General features: G+C 73.7%; 15 protein-coding genes and 2 pseudogenes. 13 read left to right on the forward strand and 4 right to left on the reverse strand.

Going from position 1 to position 16712, the window contains the following annotated elements:
- Nucleotides 1-36: 36 nt before the first annotated feature.
- The 5 genes from glmS to tsaE are packed head-to-tail and all read left to right on the forward strand — an operon-like array spanning nucleotide 37 to nucleotide 5346.
- Nucleotides 37-1920, forward strand: a complete 1884-nt coding sequence (gene glmS / locus AB0367_RS02555; protein WP_366224374.1) for a glutamine--fructose-6-phosphate transaminase (isomerizing) — start codon at nucleotides 37-39, stop codon at nucleotides 1918-1920.
- Between the two features lie 24 nt (nucleotides 1921-1944).
- On the forward strand, nucleotides 1945-2340 hold the full coding sequence (locus tag AB0367_RS02560) for a holo-ACP synthase (RefSeq protein WP_366224375.1): 396 nt from the start codon (nucleotides 1945-1947) through the stop codon (nucleotides 2338-2340).
- The gene (locus AB0367_RS02565; protein ID WP_366224376.1) at nucleotides 2337-3773 is read left to right on the forward strand and encodes an NAD(P)H-hydrate dehydratase; all 1437 of its coding nucleotides are present in this window, start codon (nucleotides 2337-2339) and stop codon (nucleotides 3771-3773) included. Before AB0367_RS02560 ends, AB0367_RS02565 begins: the two co-directional genes overlap by 4 nt.
- A 20-nt stretch (nucleotides 3774-3793) precedes the next feature.
- On the forward strand, nucleotides 3794-4870 hold the full coding sequence (locus AB0367_RS02570; protein ID WP_366224377.1) for an alpha/beta hydrolase: 1077 nt from the start codon (nucleotides 3794-3796) through the stop codon (nucleotides 4868-4870).
- Nucleotides 4867-5346 carry a tRNA (adenosine(37)-N6)-threonylcarbamoyltransferase complex ATPase subunit type 1 TsaE gene (gene tsaE / locus AB0367_RS02575; protein ID WP_366224378.1) on the forward strand — a complete coding sequence of 160 codons (480 nt, stop codon included), beginning with the start codon at nucleotides 4867-4869 and terminating at the stop codon, nucleotides 5344-5346. Before AB0367_RS02570 ends, tsaE begins: the two co-directional genes overlap by 4 nt.
- Before the next feature lie 55 nt (nucleotides 5347-5401).
- Here tsaE and AB0367_RS02580 read toward each other — a convergent pair whose 3' ends face one another.
- On the reverse strand, nucleotides 5402-7474 hold the full coding sequence (locus tag AB0367_RS02580; RefSeq protein ID WP_366224379.1) for an Hsp70 family protein: 2073 nt from the start codon (nucleotides 7472-7474) through the stop codon (nucleotides 5402-5404).
- A 137-nt stretch (nucleotides 7475-7611) separates the two neighbouring features.
- Between AB0367_RS02580 and tsaB the strand changes: the two genes are divergently transcribed.
- From tsaB to AB0367_RS02615, 7 genes and pseudogenes are all read left to right on the forward strand, one after another.
- Nucleotides 7612-8265, forward strand: a complete 654-nt coding sequence (gene tsaB, locus AB0367_RS02585) for a tRNA (adenosine(37)-N6)-threonylcarbamoyltransferase complex dimerization subunit type 1 TsaB (RefSeq protein ID WP_366224380.1) — start codon at nucleotides 7612-7614, stop codon at nucleotides 8263-8265.
- A 5-nt stretch (nucleotides 8266-8270) separates the two neighbouring features.
- Nucleotides 8271-8411: pseudogene (locus AB0367_RS02590) on the forward strand (ribosomal-protein-alanine N-acetyltransferase); the annotation flags it as partial.
- A 300-nt stretch (nucleotides 8412-8711) separates the two neighbouring features.
- Nucleotides 8712-9011 (forward strand): annotated as a pseudogene (rimI, locus tag AB0367_RS02595) (ribosomal protein S18-alanine N-acetyltransferase); the annotation flags it as partial.
- A complete protein-coding gene (tsaD, locus tag AB0367_RS02600) occupies nucleotides 8995-10044 on the forward strand; it encodes a tRNA (adenosine(37)-N6)-threonylcarbamoyltransferase complex transferase subunit TsaD (protein ID WP_366224381.1) in 1050 nt (349 codons plus the stop codon). The pseudogene rimI and the gene tsaD, both read left to right, overlap by 17 nt.
- Nucleotides 10045-10190: 146 nt before the next feature.
- Nucleotides 10191-10448, forward strand: coding sequence for a hypothetical protein (locus AB0367_RS02605; protein WP_366224382.1), 258 nt, complete (start codon nucleotides 10191-10193; stop codon nucleotides 10446-10448).
- 46 nt (nucleotides 10449-10494) lie between these two features.
- Nucleotides 10495-12168 carry an ABC transporter ATP-binding protein gene (locus AB0367_RS02610; protein WP_366224383.1) on the forward strand — a complete coding sequence of 558 codons (1674 nt, stop codon included), beginning with the start codon at nucleotides 10495-10497 and terminating at the stop codon, nucleotides 12166-12168.
- Nucleotides 12168-13892, forward strand: coding sequence for an ABC transporter ATP-binding protein (locus AB0367_RS02615; protein ID WP_366224384.1), 1725 nt, complete (start codon nucleotides 12168-12170; stop codon nucleotides 13890-13892). Before AB0367_RS02610 ends, AB0367_RS02615 begins: the two co-directional genes overlap by 1 nt.
- A 3-nt stretch (nucleotides 13893-13895) precedes the next feature.
- On the opposite strand, the gene AB0367_RS02620 is transcribed toward AB0367_RS02615, so the two are convergent.
- Nucleotides 13896-14180 (reverse strand): DUF1707 domain-containing protein, encoded by a 285-nt coding sequence (locus tag AB0367_RS02620; RefSeq protein WP_366224385.1) that lies wholly within the window; start codon nucleotides 14178-14180, stop codon nucleotides 13896-13898.
- A 3-nt stretch (nucleotides 14181-14183) separates the two neighbouring features.
- Nucleotides 14184-14663 (reverse strand): Cys-tRNA(Pro) deacylase, encoded by a 480-nt coding sequence (gene ybaK / locus AB0367_RS02625; RefSeq protein ID WP_366224386.1) that lies wholly within the window; start codon nucleotides 14661-14663, stop codon nucleotides 14184-14186.
- 17 nt (nucleotides 14664-14680) lie between these two features.
- Here ybaK and AB0367_RS02630 point away from each other — a divergent pair, with 17 nt between their 5' ends.
- Entirely contained in the window at nucleotides 14681-15427 is a 747-nt protein-coding gene (locus tag AB0367_RS02630) for a hypothetical protein (RefSeq protein ID WP_366224387.1), read from the forward strand.
- Here AB0367_RS02630 and AB0367_RS02635 read toward each other — a convergent pair.
- Nucleotides 15387-16592 carry a methyltransferase domain-containing protein gene (locus AB0367_RS02635; RefSeq protein ID WP_366224388.1) on the reverse strand — a complete coding sequence of 402 codons (1206 nt, stop codon included), beginning with the start codon at nucleotides 16590-16592 and terminating at the stop codon, nucleotides 15387-15389. The two genes, AB0367_RS02630 and AB0367_RS02635, sit on opposite strands and share 41 nt — an antisense overlap.
- Nucleotides 16593-16712 lie beyond the last annotated feature (120 nt).

A 16712-nucleotide genomic window follows, 5' to 3' on the forward strand; every position in this document is an offset into this window, starting at 1 on the left:
CAAAGGTGATGCGCATATTTCTGCTACGGTACCGGCATGTGCGGAATCGTGGGGTACGCCGGCGCCCGGCCGGCCTTGAACATCGTGCTGGACGGGCTGCGGCGGCTGGAGTATCGCGGCTACGACTCCGCCGGCGTCGCGATCGTCAACGGCGGGCTGCTCACCGCCAAGCGTGCCGGCAAGCTCGCCAACCTCGAGAAGGCCGTATCCGAGCTGCTGGCCGAGGAGAGCGGGCACGCCATCGGCGTCGGCACCACCGGCATCGGCCACACCCGCTGGGCCACCCACGGCGGCCCGACCGACCGCAACGCACACCCGCACCGCTCCTACGACGGCCGGGTCGCGGTGATCCACAACGGCATCATCGAGAACTTCGCCAAGCTGCGCGCCGAGCTCGAGTCGGCCGGCATCGAGTTCGCCAGCGACACCGACACCGAGTGCGCGGCCCACCTGCTCGCCCAGGCGCTCACCGACGCCGCGGGCGACACCCCCGCCGAGCGCCTCGCCGACGCGATGCGCGCGGTGTGCCGCCGGCTGGAGGGCGCGTTCACACTCCTCGCCGTCGACGTGGAGGCCCCCGGCGTGGTGGTCGGCGCCCGGCGCAATTCCCCGCTCGTGGTCGGCCGCGGCGCCGGCGAGAACTACCTGGCCAGCGACGTGTCCGCGTTCATCGAGCACACCCGCGAGGCGGTCGAGCTCGGTCAGGACCAGGTCGTGCTGATCAGCGGCGACGAGATCGTCATCACCGACTTCCTCGGCAACCACGCCGAGGGCAAGACGTTTCACATCGACTGGGACGCCTCAGCCGCCGAGAAGGGCGGCTACGACTACTTCATGCTCAAGGAGATCGCCGAGCAGCCCCATGCCGTCGCCGAGACGCTGCTGGGCCGGCTCAACGAGCAAGGCGACCTCCTGCTCGACGAGGTCCGCCTCAGTGACCAGGACCTCCGCGACGTCGACAAGGTCTTCATCGTGGCCTGCGGCACCGCGTACCACTCGGGGATGGTGGCCAAGTACGCCATCGAGCACTGGACCCGCATCCCGTGCGAGGTCGAGCTGGCCAGCGAGTTCCGCTACCGCGACCCGGTGCTGGACCGATCCACGCTCGTCGTGGCGATCTCGCAGTCCGGCGAGACGATGGACACCCTGATGGCGCTGCGCCACGCGAAGGAGCAGAAGGCCCGGGTCCTCGCGATCTGCAACACCAACGGATCCACCATCCCGCGCGAGTCCGACGCGGTGCTCTACACGCATGCCGGCCCGGAGATCGCGGTCGCCTCGACCAAGGCGTTCCTCACCCAGCTCGTCGCCTGCTACCTCGTCGGGCTGCACCTCGCGCAGGTGCGCGGGGTGAAGTACGCCGACGAGGTGGGCGCGGTCGTCGCCCAGTTGCAGGAGATGCCGGCCAAGGTCGAGCAGGTGCTGGCGATGATGGCCCCGATCCGGGAGCTGGCCCGCGAGCTGGCCGACGCCAAGAGCGTGCTGTTCATCGGCCGGCACGTCAGCTACCCGGTGGCCCTGGAAGGCGCCCTGAAGCTCAAGGAGCTCGCCTACATGCACGCCGAGGGCTTCGCCGCGGGCGAGCTCAAACACGGGCCGATCGCGCTGATCGACCACGGCACCCCGGTGGTGTGCGTGGTGCCCTCGCCGCGCGGCCGCGGGGTGCTGCACGACAAGGTCGTCTCCAACATCCAGGAGGTCCGGGCCCGCGGCGCGCGCACGATCGTGATCGCCGAGGAGGGTGACGAGGCCGTGGCACCCTACGCCGATCACCTCTTCTACGTCCCGGTCACCCCGACCCTGCTGGCGCCGCTGGTCACCACGGTCCCGCTGCAGGTCCTGGCCTGCGAGATCGCCTCGGCCCGCGGCCACGACGTGGATCAGCCGCGAAACCTGGCCAAGTCCGTCACCGTCGAGTAGGGCACATGTGACAGGGTTGTCCCTGTGATCGTGTCTGTCGGCATCGACGTCGTGCTGGTCGAGCGGTTCGGCCAGGCGCTGGAACGCACGCCGCTGCTCACCGAGCGGCTGTTCACCTCCGCCGAGCGGGTCACCTCCTCGGGAAACCCCCGCTCGGCGGAGTCGCTCGCGGCCCGCTTCGCGGCGAAGGAGGCGGTGGCGAAAGCCCTCGGCGCGCCCGGCGGACTGCACTGGCACGACTGCGAGATCGTCACCGATCCGGACGGCCGGCCGTGGCTGACCGTCTCCGGCACCGTCGCCCAGGCCGCCGCCGAGCGCGGGATCTCCCGCTGGCACCTGTCGCTGTCCCACGACGGTGGCATCGCCTCGGCCATGGTGGTGGCGGAACAGACGCCGGCCAACCTCGGGAGCGCCCAATGAGAGCCGCGTGGCGGGTCGCGCAGGTACGCGCGGCCGAAGAATCCCTGATGAGGACCCTGCCCGGCGGCGCGCTCATGCAGCGCGCCGCCGCCGGCCTGGCGCGGCGCTGCGCCGACACCCTGCCCCGGGTGTACGGCAGCCGCGTGCTGCTGCTCGTCGGCCCCGGCAACAACGGCGGCGACGCGCTCTACGCCGGCGCCCGGCTCGCTCGCCGTGGCGCACACGTGGCGGCCATGCTGCTCGACCCGGAGCGAGCCCACCGCGGGGGGCTGGACGCGTTGCGCGAGGCCGGGGGCGTGACCGTCGATCGGCCAAGGGGCCGCGTCGACCTCGTGGTCGACGGCATCCTCGGCATCGGCGGGCGCGGCGGGCTGCGCGAGCCGGCCGCCGCCACGGTCGCCGAGATCTCCGACGTCCTGCACGACACGCCCGTCATCGCCGTCGACGTGCCGTCCGGCGTCGACGCCGACACGGGCGCGGTGACCGGCATGGCGATCCACGCCGACATCACCGTCACCTTCGGCGTGCTCAAGCCGGGGCTGATGGTCGGCGCCGGTGCGGTACACAGCGGGATCGTGGAGCTCGTCGACATCGGCCTCGGCGGGTATCTCGACGGTGATCCCGCCCTCTTCGTGCCCGACGCCACCGACATCGCCGCCTGCTGGCCGCGCCCGGGAGCGAACGACAACAAGTACTCCCGCGGCGTCGTCGGCCTCGCCACCGGCTCCGCGAAGTACCCGGGCGCCGCCGTGCTCTCCGTCGGCGGTGCCCTAGCCGGCCCCGCGGGCCTCGTCCGCTACGCCGGCGCCGCGGCCGACGCGGTGCGCCTGCACCACCCGCCCGTGATCGCCAGCGAGCGGGTCGCCGACGCGGGCCGGGTGCAGGCGTGGGTGTGCGGCAGCGGCCTCGGCACCGACGAGCGCGCCTACGGCGAGCTGCGCGCTGTGCTGGGCGCGCCGGTGCCGGTGGTGCTCGACGCCGACGCGCTGACCCTGCTCGCCGACGCTCGGATGAGCGACTGGCTGCGGGAACGCGACGCGCCCACCGTGGTGACGCCGCACGACGGGGAGTTCCAGCGCCTCGCCGGCGGCGCTCCGGGCGACGACCGGGTCGCCGCCGCGACCGGCCTGGCCGCCCGGATCGGCGCGGTCGTACTGCTCAAGGGCGACCGCACGATCATCGCCACGCCCGACGGCCGGGTCTTCGTCAACCCGACCGGCACCGCGGCACTGGCCACGGGCGGCACCGGCGACATCCTCTCCGGACTGCTCGGCTCGCTGCTCGCCGGGGGCGTGCAGGCCGAGCACGCGGCCCTCGCCGCGGCGTACGCGCACGGCCTGGCCGGCCGCCTCGCCGCCGAGGGCGGACCGGTGACCTCCGCCGACGTGGCCTCCCAACTACGCGAATCGGTCGCGATCTTAACTCGCGGGTAACGAACGTTTAGTCTTTGCGCATGGGATCCGAGGTGGTCAAGAGCGGCAACCGCAAGCGAACGGCCGGCATCATCGGCGCGGTCGTTGGTCTCGCGGCGGCCGGCGTGGCCGCCGGGGTGGCCGCCGAGCGGTACGTTGTCCGCCGCTCTAAGAATGCCGACGATCCCTACGCCGACGAGGAGTTCGGCGTCTGGGACAGCGACGAGCAGCTCACCGTCACCTCCGACGACGGCATCGATCTCTACGTCGAGGTCGTCGACGGCCCGCCTGGAGACGAAGGTCCCACCCTGGTCTTCGTGCACGGCTTCTGCCTGGACATGGGCACGTTTCACTTTCAGCGCAGACACCTGCAGGGCAAGCACCGGATGGTCTTCTACGACCAGCCCGGCCACGGCCGCTCGGGCCGGCTCACCAAGGGGGAGTACACCCTGGACTCCCTCGGCGCCGGCCTGCGCGCCGTGCTGCAGGCCACCACGCCGACCGGCCCGGTGGTGCTCGTCGGCCATTCCATGGGCGGCATGACCATCATGGCGCTCGCCGAGCAGGTGCCCGAGCTGTTCGAGTCCCGCGTGGCCGCGGCCGTGCTCATCTCCACCTCGGCCGGCAAGCTCGACCAGGTCAACTTCGGCTTCCCCGACATCGTGGCCCGGTTCCGCCGCCCGCTGCTGCCGGTCGTCGGCTTCGCCGGCCCGATCAGCTCGGCCGTCATCGACCGGGCCCGCCGCGCCTCGACCGACCTGGCCTGGCTGCTGACCAGGCGCTACGGGTTCGGCACGGCACGCCCCAGCCCGGCCCTGGTCTCGTACGTCGAGAAGATGAACTCGACCACGTCGACCGAGGTGATCGCGCGATACCTGCGCACCCTCTACACTCACGCCCGGCTGCTCGTCCTGGGCCCGCTGCGCACAGTGCCGGTCCTGCTGGTCTGTGGCGACAAGGACCTGCTGACGCCGCTGACGCACACGTACGAGATAACGTCGGTGCTGCCCGAGGCGGAGCTGGTGGTGGTCGCCGACGGTGGCCACGTCGTCATGCTCGAGCACGCCGACGAGGTCAACGACGCGATGGACACGTTCTTGACGAAGGTGCTGGAGTGACGAGAATCCTGTCGACCGTCGAGCAGACGAGGGACTTCGGGAAGGCCCTGGCGGCGGTACTGCGGGCGGGCGACCTGGTCGTCCTGACCGGCCCGCTCGGCGCGGGCAAGACCGCGCTGGCCCAGGGGGTGGGCGCGGGCCTGCGAGTGCGCGGCGACGTCACCTCCCCGACGTTCGTGATCGCGCGGGTGCACCGCCCCGACGTGTCGCGCGGCGGGACGCTGCCGCTCGTCCACGTCGACGCCTATCGCCTGGGCAACGTCAAGGACCCGATCGGCGAGGTCGACGCCCTGGACCTCGACGCGACGCTGGAGGACTCGGTCACGCTCGTGGAGTGGGGCGAGGGCCTGGTCGAGCAGCTGAGCGACGAGCACCTGGAGGTCCACCTGGACCGCCGCGACGACGACTCGCGGGTGGTGGCCCTGATCCCACGCGGCGGCGACTGGCCCTCCCGCGCGGCCGCCCTGACCGCCTGACTGGAGAGGGATGCATCGACTCATCGCGTCAGTCCTGCCCCCGCAGGCATGACCGTCAGGCGGGCTGGAGGACCTCCCAGACGTCGACCCAGGTGCCCTCGTCGTTCGTGACACGGGCGAGCAGGTGGCGGCCCGCGTGGCAGAACGCGGTGCTCATCCGATGCCCCGGGGCCAGGTCGGCGCGGAACACCTCCGCCTCCGTCGCCAGGTCGCGCACCGACAGCGTGCCGTCCAGCGCCACCGCGCGCAGGCGGCCATCGGGGCTGTCCATCTGCGCGGCGAAGGCGTCCGCGCGGCTCGTCTCGGTGTACCCGGTGAAGCGCTTCAGAAGATCCTCGCCCACGATGCGGTCGAGGCGGGCTCCCGTGGCCAGGTCCCAGACGGTCGCCACGTCGCGGCGGTAGCGCCCGACGCTCGCCGCGCCCTCGCCGGTGCTGACGAGGCGCCAGTCGGATTCATTGAGCAGTACCGCATCCGGCTTGTGCGTGTCCGAGAAGCTGGCCGTGACGCGGCCCGAGAGCACGTCCCACACGGCGAAGTGTCCGTCGGCGTCCCAGGTGACGAGCGCGAGCTGGCGGCCCGGGCCGAGGGCGACCTGCGCGTGCTGGGGGCGGCCGGCGCCGCGGCCGGGGCGCAGCTCGGTGACCAGGGCGCCGCTGTCGATGGCACGGACCTTGACGTATTCGCCGGTGCGCGCGCACTCGACCAGCGTCCGGCGGTCGGGCGTGAGCAGCCAGTCGCCGGCCGCGCGCAGGTGGTGGCGCTTGGCCAGCTGGAAGCGCTCGGGGCCGGCCGGTTCCAGGCGCACGTGCGCGGCGACGGCGCCGGAGACGACCATGCCGTCGACGGCGACGCACCGCTCGAGCAGGATGCCCTCGGCGCGGTCGGCGGTCAGGTCGTACACCCTGTCGTCGGCGGTGCGGACCTGGGCCAGCGGGGTGCCCTGGCGGTACCCCTCGCCCTCCTTGACCAGCCACCGCACCAGCCGGCCGCGGCCGCCCGGGATCGTCCACGACAGCGGCTCGACCCGCCACGACGGCGGGTCGGCGGGCACGGCCCGGGGCTGGTGGCCGCGGACCCAGGCGGCGGCGCCGCGCATGATGGCGAGCTCGGGGTCGGTGGGGCGGGTGACCGGACGGCCGAGGCCGCTGTGCAGCGCCGGGCCGACGCCGGGCAGCCGGGCCGCGCCGCCGACCAGGAGCACGACGGCCACGTCGGCCGGCACGAGCCCGGCCCGCGCGACGACCGCCCGGCAGCTGGCGATCAGCCAGCGCGTCGCCGGCTCCGTGAGCTGGTCGAGCATCCGGCGATCCATCCGGTACGCGGGGGCGCCCGCCTCCACCTCGTCCGCAGCCTCGGTCGCGTCGGCCAGCCGGTGCTTGAGCCGGCGGACGATGTCCAGGGCGTGCAGGTTGGCGCGGACGCTCGTGTCGCCGCCGGCCGCGAACGCCGGCTCCACCCACTCGGCGAGCGTGGCCCGCAGGTCCGCGGCGAGCATCACGTCGATGTCGCGGCCGCTGCCGGAGCTTTCCTGACTCAGCGGTACCGGCTGGCCGTGCCGCACCTGCGCCAGCGTGGCGGACCATGTCGCGCCCAGGTCGCACACGAGCACGTGGCCGCCCTCGGCGACCTCGACCAGCGCCATCGGGTCGAGCGCCGCGGCCGTCGCGTCGCAGACGAGCTCCGCGTCGGGGAAGCCGGCCATGGCCGCGGCGGCGACGAGGGTCTCGCGGCGGGGGTCATGGATGCGGTACCCCGCGGGCGCGCTCAGCACCAGCCGGCCGATCGGCCCGTAGCCGCGGCGCGCCTCGTCGGCGATCGCCTTCAGCGCGCTGCCGACCAGCTCCACGCCGTTGACGAGCTGGTCGCCGAGCCAGATCGCAGCGTTGGCGTCGACCGCGCGGCGCACGCCGTCGACGTACTGTCGCGGATGCTGGTCACGGGCTCGCTCCGCAGCCGCCCCGACGAGCAGGCGCGGGTGGCCCGCGCCGGTGGCGAGGGTGGCGCCGCCCGGCCAGCGTGCGGCGCCGGTGACCGGCTCGCGGACGGGGTGCAGTTGATCGGGCAGGACGACGGCGGCGGACAGGGCCCACGACCCGATGTCCACGATCAGGATCGGTTCGGCCACTGCGGTACTCCCGGCGTCGATAGCGGCCGATGCTAAGAGCCGCTCGTTGCGGTCGCGTTAACTGATCGTGCCTGTGACGTCGCAAGGTCGAGGGTCACGCCGAAGAAGTGTCGGACCCCTCCTCTAGAGTTGGGGCCGTGCTGGTGATGGTGGTGGACACGGCGACGGCGGCGGTGACCGCAGCGCTCGCGCGGGTCGGCGACGACGGGGTGACCCTGCTCGCTGGGCGGGTGACCGTCGACGCCCGCGGCGCCGGGGAGCTGCTGGCGCCGCAGATCGCCGCCGTGCTGGCCGAGGGCGGTGTGACGGCTGGCGACCTGGCGGCGGTCGTCGCGGGCCTCGGGCCCGGGCCGTTCACCGGGCTGCGTGCCGGGCTGGTCACGGCCACGGCGATGGGCCACGCGCTCTCCGCGCCCGTTTACGGGGTGTGCACCCTTGACGCGATCGGCGTGCGGCTGCCCGGCCGGGCTCTGGTGGCGACCGACGCGCGCCGCAAGGAGATCTACTGGGCGGTCTACCAGGACGGTCACCGGCTTGCCGGGCCGGACGTGGACCGGCCCGCGGCCGTCGCGCTTGACGGGATCGAGCGGGCCGCGGGAGACGGTGCCGAGAAGTATGCCGACGTGCTCGCCCTCCCCGTCGAGGGGCCGAGCTACCCGTCCGCGCTCGCGCTGGCCGAGCTGGCCGCCGAGCGAGTGCGGGCCAAGGCGCCGGGCGAGACGTTGACCCCGCTCTACCTGCGCCGCCCCGACGCGGTCCTGCCCGGCGAGCGGAAACCGGCCCTGCAGTGAGCGCGGTGAAGCTGGCCGAGCTGCGGTGGTTCCACATCGAGGAGCTGCTGCCGATCGAGGACGAGCTGTTCGGCGAGGAGCGCTGGTCGGCCGGCATGTTCTGGAACGAGCTGGCCAATGGGCATCACTACCTGGTCGCCCTGGACACGGCCGCGCCTCCCGCCGTTTCGACCCCAGCCGCCTCGACCCCAGCCGCATCCGCCCTCGCCGGCGCGGACCGGCCCCCAGCCGCCGCGCACGGTGAGCTGGGGGTCTCAGCCAGCGAGCCGGACGGTTCGGACCGCGACGCGGTCGGCGCGCACCGCGTCTCGGGCTTCTCGGCGGACGACTTGAGTGCCTCGGGTGCCTTGAGCGCGTCGGGCGGCTGCGACGGCGACACGGGCGGCGCGCGGCGTGCTCCGGGTGGCTCTGGTGTCTCCGGTGGACCCGGCGGCGATGTGGGGTCGGGGCGGATCGTTGGATATGCCGGGCTCGCCGTCGCGCCGCCGGACGAGGCATGGATACAGAACATCGGCGTGCGCAAGGACGCGCAGCGGCGCGGGATCGGTCGGCTGCTGCTGGAGGCACTGCTCGACGAGGCCGCGCGGCGCGGGGTCCGGCAGGTGCTGCTCGAGGTCGCCGTCGACAACGCGCCGGCGCAGAAACTCTATGCGCAGCACGGGTTCGAGGCCGTCGGCATCCGCCGCGGCTACTACCAGCCCAGCAACACGGATGCACTGGTGATGATGCGTGAGCACGAAGACTGAGCCGCTGGTCCTCGGGATCGAGACCTCGTGCGACGAGACCGGCGTCGGGATCGTCCGCGGGCACACCCTGCTCGCGGACGAGATCGCGTCGAGCGTGGACGAGCACGCCCGGTTCGGGGGCGTGGTGCCCGAGGTGGCCAGCCGGGCGCACTTCGAGGCGATGGTCCCGACGATGCAGCGGGCGCTGGACAAGGCGGGCGTGACACTGTCCGATGTGGACGCCATCGCGGTCACGGCCGGGCCGGGGCTGGCGGGCGCGCTGCTGGTGGGGGTGGCCGCCGCGAAGGCGTATGCGCTGGCCGCGGGCAAGCCGATCTACGGCGTCAACCACCTCGCCGCCCACGTCGCCGTCGACACGCTTGAGCACGGGGCTCTGCCGGAGCCGGCGATCGCGCTGCTGGTCTCGGGCGGGCACTCCTCGCTGCTGCGGGTCGACGACCTGGCGGGCGGGGTGACGCCGCTGGGCGCGACCATCGACGACGCGGCCGGCGAGGCGTTCGACAAGGTGGCGCGGGTGCTGGGGTTGCCGTTCCCGGGCGGGCCGCCGATCGACCGGGCGGCGCGCGAGGGGCAGGTGTCGATCCCGTTCCCGCGCGGGCTCACGGCGCCGCGCGACCTCGCCGAGCACCGTTTCGACTTCTCGTTCTCGGGGCTGAAGACGGCCGTCGCGCGATGGATCGAGGCGCGTCAGCGGGCCGGTGAGGCGGTGCCGGTCAACGACGTGGCGGCGAGCTTCCAGGAGGCCGTGTGTGACGTGCTCACCGCGAAGGCCGTGGACGCGTGCCGGGAGCACGGCGTGGAGACGCTCGTGATCGGCGGCGGCGTGGCGGCCAACTCGCGGATTCGGTCGATGGCCCAGGAGCGCTGCGACAAATACGGCATCACGCTGCGAGTGCCACGCCCGAAGCTGTGCACCGACAACGGCGCCATGGTGGCGGCGCTCGGGTCGCATCTGGTGGCCGCAGGCGCGGCGCCCGGGTCGCTGGGGCTGCCCTCCGACTCGGCCATGCCGATCACGCTCGTCACGGCGTAGGACCGGGCCGACGCAAAGCTCCGGCGCCGCGCGGGCCCGGGGGCCGCGACGACCCATACCCGGGAAGGGCTGGCCCGCGGAACGCCTTACGCTGGGTGTCCACCATGGTCATCGAGGGGATTGCTGTGGGAGTAGAGTCCAGCGCCGTGATCGTGCGCATGTGGGAGGTCAGGGCGCACCCGGAGGCGTTCGATGAACTGCTGTCCTGGGTCTGTGACGCGATGCTGCCCAAGGTCGAGGTGCACCCGATGCACATGAGCAGCGAGGTGTATGCCTCGACGGACCAGCGGCTCGTCGTCGTGTCCAAGTGGCGGGGCGGCACGCCCGAGGGGTTCGCCGAGCCGCCGTCGCAGCTGGTTGCGCGAAAGCCGCAGTTCTGGGACTTCACGCAGGTCGACCGCTGAAAAATGTAAGGCGCTCGACCGGGGGCTGCGGTTACCGTCGGGGATTGTGCGCAGATTGCCCCTTGCCGAGCCCGGGGAGCCCGACAACCGGTCGGCCGCCCGATATCTGCTCTGGATCGCGCGGCACCAGATTTCGCTGATCGCCGGGGGCGTGTGCTTCGGCATCGTGTGGATGGTCAGCCAGGCGCTCGTGCCGGCGGCGATCGGGGCCGGGGTCGACGCGCTCGCGCGGCACGACCGGCAGGGGCTGCTCTGGGCGGCGGCGGCGGTGCTCGGGCTCGCTGCCACGACCGCGTTCAGCGGGATCATGCGGCACCGGTTCGCGGTCTCGAACTTCCTCGGCGCCGGCTTCCGCACCATGCAGGTGACGGTGCGGCACGCGACGCGGCTCGGGACCACGCTGTCGCGGCGAGTGGCGACGGGCGAGGTGGTCAGCATCGGCACCACCGACTTCGACCACATCGGGTATTCGATCGACATCACCGCGCGCGGCAGCGGCGCCATCGTGTCGATCGTGGTCGTCTCCGCGTTGCTGCTGCGGGTGTCGGTGCCGCTCGGCCTGGTAGTGGTGCTCGGCGTGCCGGTCCTGGTCGCCGTGGTCGGGCTGCTGTTGCGTCCGCTGCACCACCGGCGGCGGCACCAGCGCGACCTCGCCGGGGCGCTCACCGGGCGGGCCGCGGACATCGTGGCGGGGCTGCGGGTGCTGCGCGGGGTCGGGGGCGAGGCGGTGTTCTCCGCGCGGTACCGCGCCGAGTCGCAGCGTGTGCGCTTCGCCGGCGTGCGGGTCGCCCGGGTCGAGTCGATGCTGGAGGCGGCGCAGGTCCTGCTGCCCGGGTGCTTCGTCGCGCTGGTGACGTGGCTCGGCGCGCGGTTCGCGGTGGCGGGCCGGATCACGCCGGGCGAGCTGGTCGCGTTCTACGCGTATGCCGCGTTTCTGATCGCGCCGCTGCGGACGCTGACCGAGTTCGCCGACAAGGTGACGCGCGGCCTGGTGAGCGCGCGGCGGGTGGTCGACCTGTTGCGGATCGAGCCGGATCTTCAGGATCCCCCGGATACGGTACGGCCGGAGCCGGGCGATCTCGACGACCCCGACTCGGGACTGGTCGTGCGCGAGAACCGGTTCACGGCGGTGGCGGCCGTGCGCCCGCAGGACGCGGCGGCCATCGCCGACCGGATCGCGCTGCTCACCCCGGGGTCCTCGGCCCGCCTGCACGGGGTACCGCTGCGGGAAATGGCACTGCAGGACGTGCGGCGACGGATCGTGCTCGCCGACAACGACGGGCGGCTGTTCCGCGGCCCGCTGCGGGACGAGGTCGGCGACGGCGCGACGCTGGACGCGGCGGCGGCGCGGGACATCGTCGACGCGCTGCCCGACGGCCTCGACACCGAGATCGCCGAGCGCGGGCGGGACTTCTCCGGCGGCCAGCAGCAGCGGCTGCGGCTGGCCCGGGCGCTCGCGCTCGACCCGCCGGTGCTGGTGCTCGTCGAGCCGACGAGCGCGGTCGACGCGCACACCGAGGCGCGCATCGCCGAGCGGCTGCCGGCGGCCCGCGCCGGGCGCACGACCGTGGTCTGCACGACCAGTCCGCTGCTGCTCGACCGGGCCGACACCGTCGCGTTCGTCGGCGCCGACGGGCGGGTCGCCGCGACCGGGCCGCACCGCGAGCTGCTGGACACCTGCCCGGAATACGCCGCCGCCGTGACTCGCGGGGAGGACTGATGCTGCCGATCGCCGGACCGGTGCAGGTGCGCGCCTACCTGCGTGGCCTGTTCGCCGCCTATCCCGGGCGGCTCGCGCTGGTGCTCGCGCTGCACCTGGCCGCCGCGGTGGCCGGGCTGGCCGCGCCGCCGCTGCTCGGCGCGCTGGTGGAGCGGGTCGCCGCCGGCACCACGACCTGGACCGTCGACCGGATCGCGCTGGCCATCGCCGGCTTCGTGATCGCGCAGTCGGTGCTGGTGCGCTACGCCCGGCTGGCCGCCGCGCAACTCGCGGAGCTGGTGCTCGCCCGGCTGCGCGAGGAGTTCGTCGACGGAGTGCTCGCGATCCCGCTGTCCACCGTGGAGCGTGCCGGCACCGGAGACCTACTCAGCCGGGCCTCGCGGGACGTCTCGCAGACCTCGGAGTCGGTGCAGAGCGCGCTGCCGGCGATCGTGGTCGGGCTGCTGCAGATGCTGCTCACCTTCGGCGCCATCGCGCTGATCGGGCCGATCCTGCTGCTGCCGGGCCTGGTCGCGGTCCCGGTGCTGTACTTCAGCTCCCGCTGGTACTTCCGCCGCGCGACGGCGGGCTACCTGCGCGAGGGGGCGGCGTACGCGCGGCTCACCGACGGGCTGACCGAGACCGTCGAGGGCGCCCGGACCGTCGACACGCTGCGGCTGCGGCGGCGCCGGATCGAGCGGACGCAGGAGCACCTCGCCGGGACCTATGCGGCGGCGAGGTACACCCTGTCGCTGCGCACGGTCTGGTTCCCGCTCACCGAGTTCGGCTACGCACTGCCGGCCGCGGTGACGCTGGTCGCCGGCGGCTGGTTCGTGACAGAGGGCTGGTCGACGGTCGGGCAGGTGACCGCCGCGGTGCTGTACTTCGTGGCGATCATCGACCCGCTGGACCGCGTCCTGTCGTACTTCGACCAGATGCAGCTCGGCCTCGCCTCCTTCGCGCGCCTGGTCGGCGTGCGCACCGCGGCGGCCGAGCCGGTGCCGGCGGGCGGCCCGCGGCCGGTCGACGAGCAGCTCGTGGCGAAGGGCGTGCGGTACTCCTATGTGGATGGCCGCGACGTCCTGCACGGCGTCGACCTCGCGATCCGGCCCGGCGAGCGGCTCGCCATGGTCGGCCCGTCGGGGGCGGGCAAGTCGACGCTCGGCCGGCTGCTGGCCGGGGTCCACGCGCCCCGGGCCGGCTCGGTGGAGCTGGGCGCGGTACCGCTGAGCGAACTCCCGCTGGACGAGCTGCGCGGCCACGTCGCGCTGGTGACGCAGGAGCACCATGTCTTCCTGGGCAGCCTGCGGGACAACCTGACCCTGGCCCGCGCCGGGGCCACCGACGAGGAGCTGTGCGCGGCCCTGGCCACCGTCGACGCGCTGGACTGGGCGCTGGCGCTGCCCAAGGGCCTGGACACCACCGACCTCGCGCTGTCCCCGGCGCAGGCCCAGCAGCTGGCGCTGGCCCGGCTGGTCCTCGCCGATCCGCACACGCTGGTGCTCGACGAGGCGACGTCCCTGATCGACCCGCGGGCGGCCCGCCACCTGGAGCGCTCGCTGGCCGGCGCGCTGGAGGGCCGGACCGTGGTCGCGATCGCGCATCGGCTCTTCTCCGCGCACGACGCCGACCGGGTCGCGGTCGTGGAGGACGGCCGGATCACCGAGCTGGGCAGCCACGACGAGCTGGTGGAGGCCGGCGGCGCCTACGCGGCGCTGTGGCGCTCGTGGCACGGGAGCAGATAGTCCCTAGTGGAACAGCGTGTAGACCGTCCCGATCAGCGCCACCGCCAGGATCGCGAGTACGAACGTCAGCAGCAGTTGCCGGTCGCCGTGCGACACCGGCGGCGCGGCGGGGGCCAGCGCCGGCAGGTCGACGATCGCGGCGCGCAGCTCGTCGAGCGTCTTGGCCGCGTAGACGATGCCGACCCGGTCGGAGAACTCGTCCAGGGTGAGCCGCCCCGCCTCGGTGTGCCGCTGCAGGGCCGCGATCACGCGCTGCCGGTCCTCGTCGGATGCCCGCACGGCGACCATGCCTCAGCGTGTCGCGATCGGCGCCAGGGTGGCCCCGGTGACCTGCACGAGGTCGGCGGGGGCCAGCTCGATCTGCAGTCCGCGCCGCCCGCCTGAGACATACATGGTGGGCAGCTGCGACGCGGAGTCGTCGATGACGATCGGCAGCCGGGAACGCTGGCCGACCGGGGAGATGCCGCCGGTCACGTAGCCGGTGGCGCGCTCGGCGGCGGACGGTTCGGCCATCGCGGCGCGCTTGCCACCGACCGCGGCGGCCAGCGCCTTGAGGTCCAGCGAGGACGACACCGGCACCACACCGACGGTGAGCTGCCCGTCGACCGCGGTCACGAGGGTCTTGAACAGCCGCGCGGGATCGACGCCCAGCGCCTCGGCGGCGGCCTCGCCGTAGGAGGCCGCGCGGGGGTCGACCTCGTAGATGTGCGGGGTGAACGCGATCTTCGCGCGCGTCAGCAGTGCGGTCGCCGGGGTGCCCTTGCTCGCCACTGGCTCACAATAGCGACATGCAGATCGGCGCGGTCCAGTTGTATCTCGGCCACGGCCACCTGTTCCTCGGCGCGACGAACGGCGTGGACCTGTCGGTGTTCGACGGTGATGGGGCGGTCACCGCGACGGAGCACCATGTGCGTATCGCGGCCCGGCCGCAGGTCGGACTGGTGCGGGTGCGGCTGTGGCAGGGCGCCGGGCCGCGGGTCGGCCGGCTGGTCTTCGACGGGCTGCTGAAGCTGCCGGACGCGAGGTTCTGCGTCGAGGAGGGCACCGGGCTTTCGCGGTACGTCACCAAGGTGAACAGCCACAGCCCGCGCGTGCTGGTCGCGGTCGACGACCCAGGGCACGCCTCCCGCGTCGACGTCGTGCTCGAGCCCGAGTTCGTGCCCCGCAGCGCACAGGTGTGGACCGCCGGCGAGCCGCCGTTCCCGAAGCTGACGGTGTCGCCGACCGCGCCGCGGCACCGGGCCGACGCGTTCGCCGACGCCATCGCCGGGCACGACTTCCCGCGCAAGCGCCTGGCGGCGGCGCTGCTGGTCGTCGCCGAGGAGCGCCGGCAGCGCAACTCCGAGCAGAGCGTCGCCTTCTACGTCAACGACATCGTCGAGTGGCTGCGCTGGCTCAACGACCGCCTGACATACGAGATGTGCCGCGACACCGGCCGCCACCTGCTTGGCCACCTCGGCGCGCGCCCGCCCGACCTGCTCGCCGACGACGTGCTCAACGACCTGCAGCGGCGCCTGGGCCATCCGCTGGTGTGAGCAGCAGCGCGGCGGGCTCCCCGGCGATCCTGGTCAGCGCGAGCGTCGCGGCACGGGAGCCCTCGAGCCGCAGCTGCCGGCGCAGGTCGTCGACGTTGTGGGCCGACCCGCGCTTGAGGATCTGCACGGACCCGACGTCGAGCGAGCGCAGCGCGGCCCGCAGCTTCTTCAGGGCGATCGGCAGCCGGTCGAGGATCTCGTAGCGGCGGCCGAACGGGGTGGGTGTCGCCGACGCCGAGGTGATGTAGGCGATCGTCGGGTCCAGCAGCACGCCGTCGAGCTGCGCCGCGAGCTCGGCCACGAGGTGGGCGCGGACCACGGCGCCGTCGGGGTCGTAGAGGTGGGCGCCGGTCGGGCCCACCGGGGCGCGCTCGTCGCCGGAGCCGGTGAGCTCGAAGGCGTCCGCGCCGCGCAGCACGGTGGCCCGGCGCGGGGCCGCGGCCAGCGGACCGCACCACGCGGCCGCCTCGACCACGTCGCCGTCCACCGAGACCCACTCGCCCTCGGCGCCGGCGGGCAGCAGGGCGTGGTCGATGCCGGGGGCGAGCTTGAGCACCGTGTGCGGCACCCGGCCGGGCAGTCCCGTGACGAAGTCCCAGGGCGGGGAGTACGCGCGCGGGTCGAACACCCGCCGTCCGCCCGACGTGCGGCGCGCCGGGTCACAGAACACGGCGTCGACGGCGTCGAGGGGGACCTCGGTGGCGTCGCGGGTCTGCACGAGTACCGAATCCGTCAGGCCCAGGGCGCGGACGTTGGCCTCCGCGACGGCGGCCGTGGCGGCGGATGCGTCCACGGCCAGCACCCGCAACCCGGCCCGGGCGAACGCGATGGTGTCGGCGCCCACACCACAGCCCAGGTCCGCGACGTGGCGCACGCCCGCGGCGGCCAGCCGGGCGGCCCGGCGGCGCGCGACCGCGGCCCGGGTCGCCTGCTCGAGCCCGGCGCGGGTGAAGAGCATCACGGCGGCGTCCGCGCCGAACTTCATGGCCGCGCGGCGGCGCAGCGCGGCCTGGGTCAGCGCGGCGGCGGCCAGGGCCGGCGCGAATCCGCGGGCGCGTAGCGCCGAGGCCGCAGCGAGTGGGTCGCCGTCGGGCAGCGCGGCCGCCGCCTCGAGTGCGGCCCGCCCGGCCTCGGTTTCCAGGGCCTGTATGTCGTCGAGCTCCACCCGGCGATTATCCCGGGGTGATTTCGCGGCGTGTCTGGCACTCTAGTTGACGGAGTGCTAGCCGCCGACATAATCTCCGATTAGCACTCTCCAGTCGAGGGTGCCAGTAAACCCGGCCGG

The organism is Dactylosporangium sp. NPDC051484 (assembly GCF_040689395.1).
GTDB lineage: Bacteria > Actinomycetota > Actinomycetes > Mycobacteriales > Micromonosporaceae > Dactylosporangium.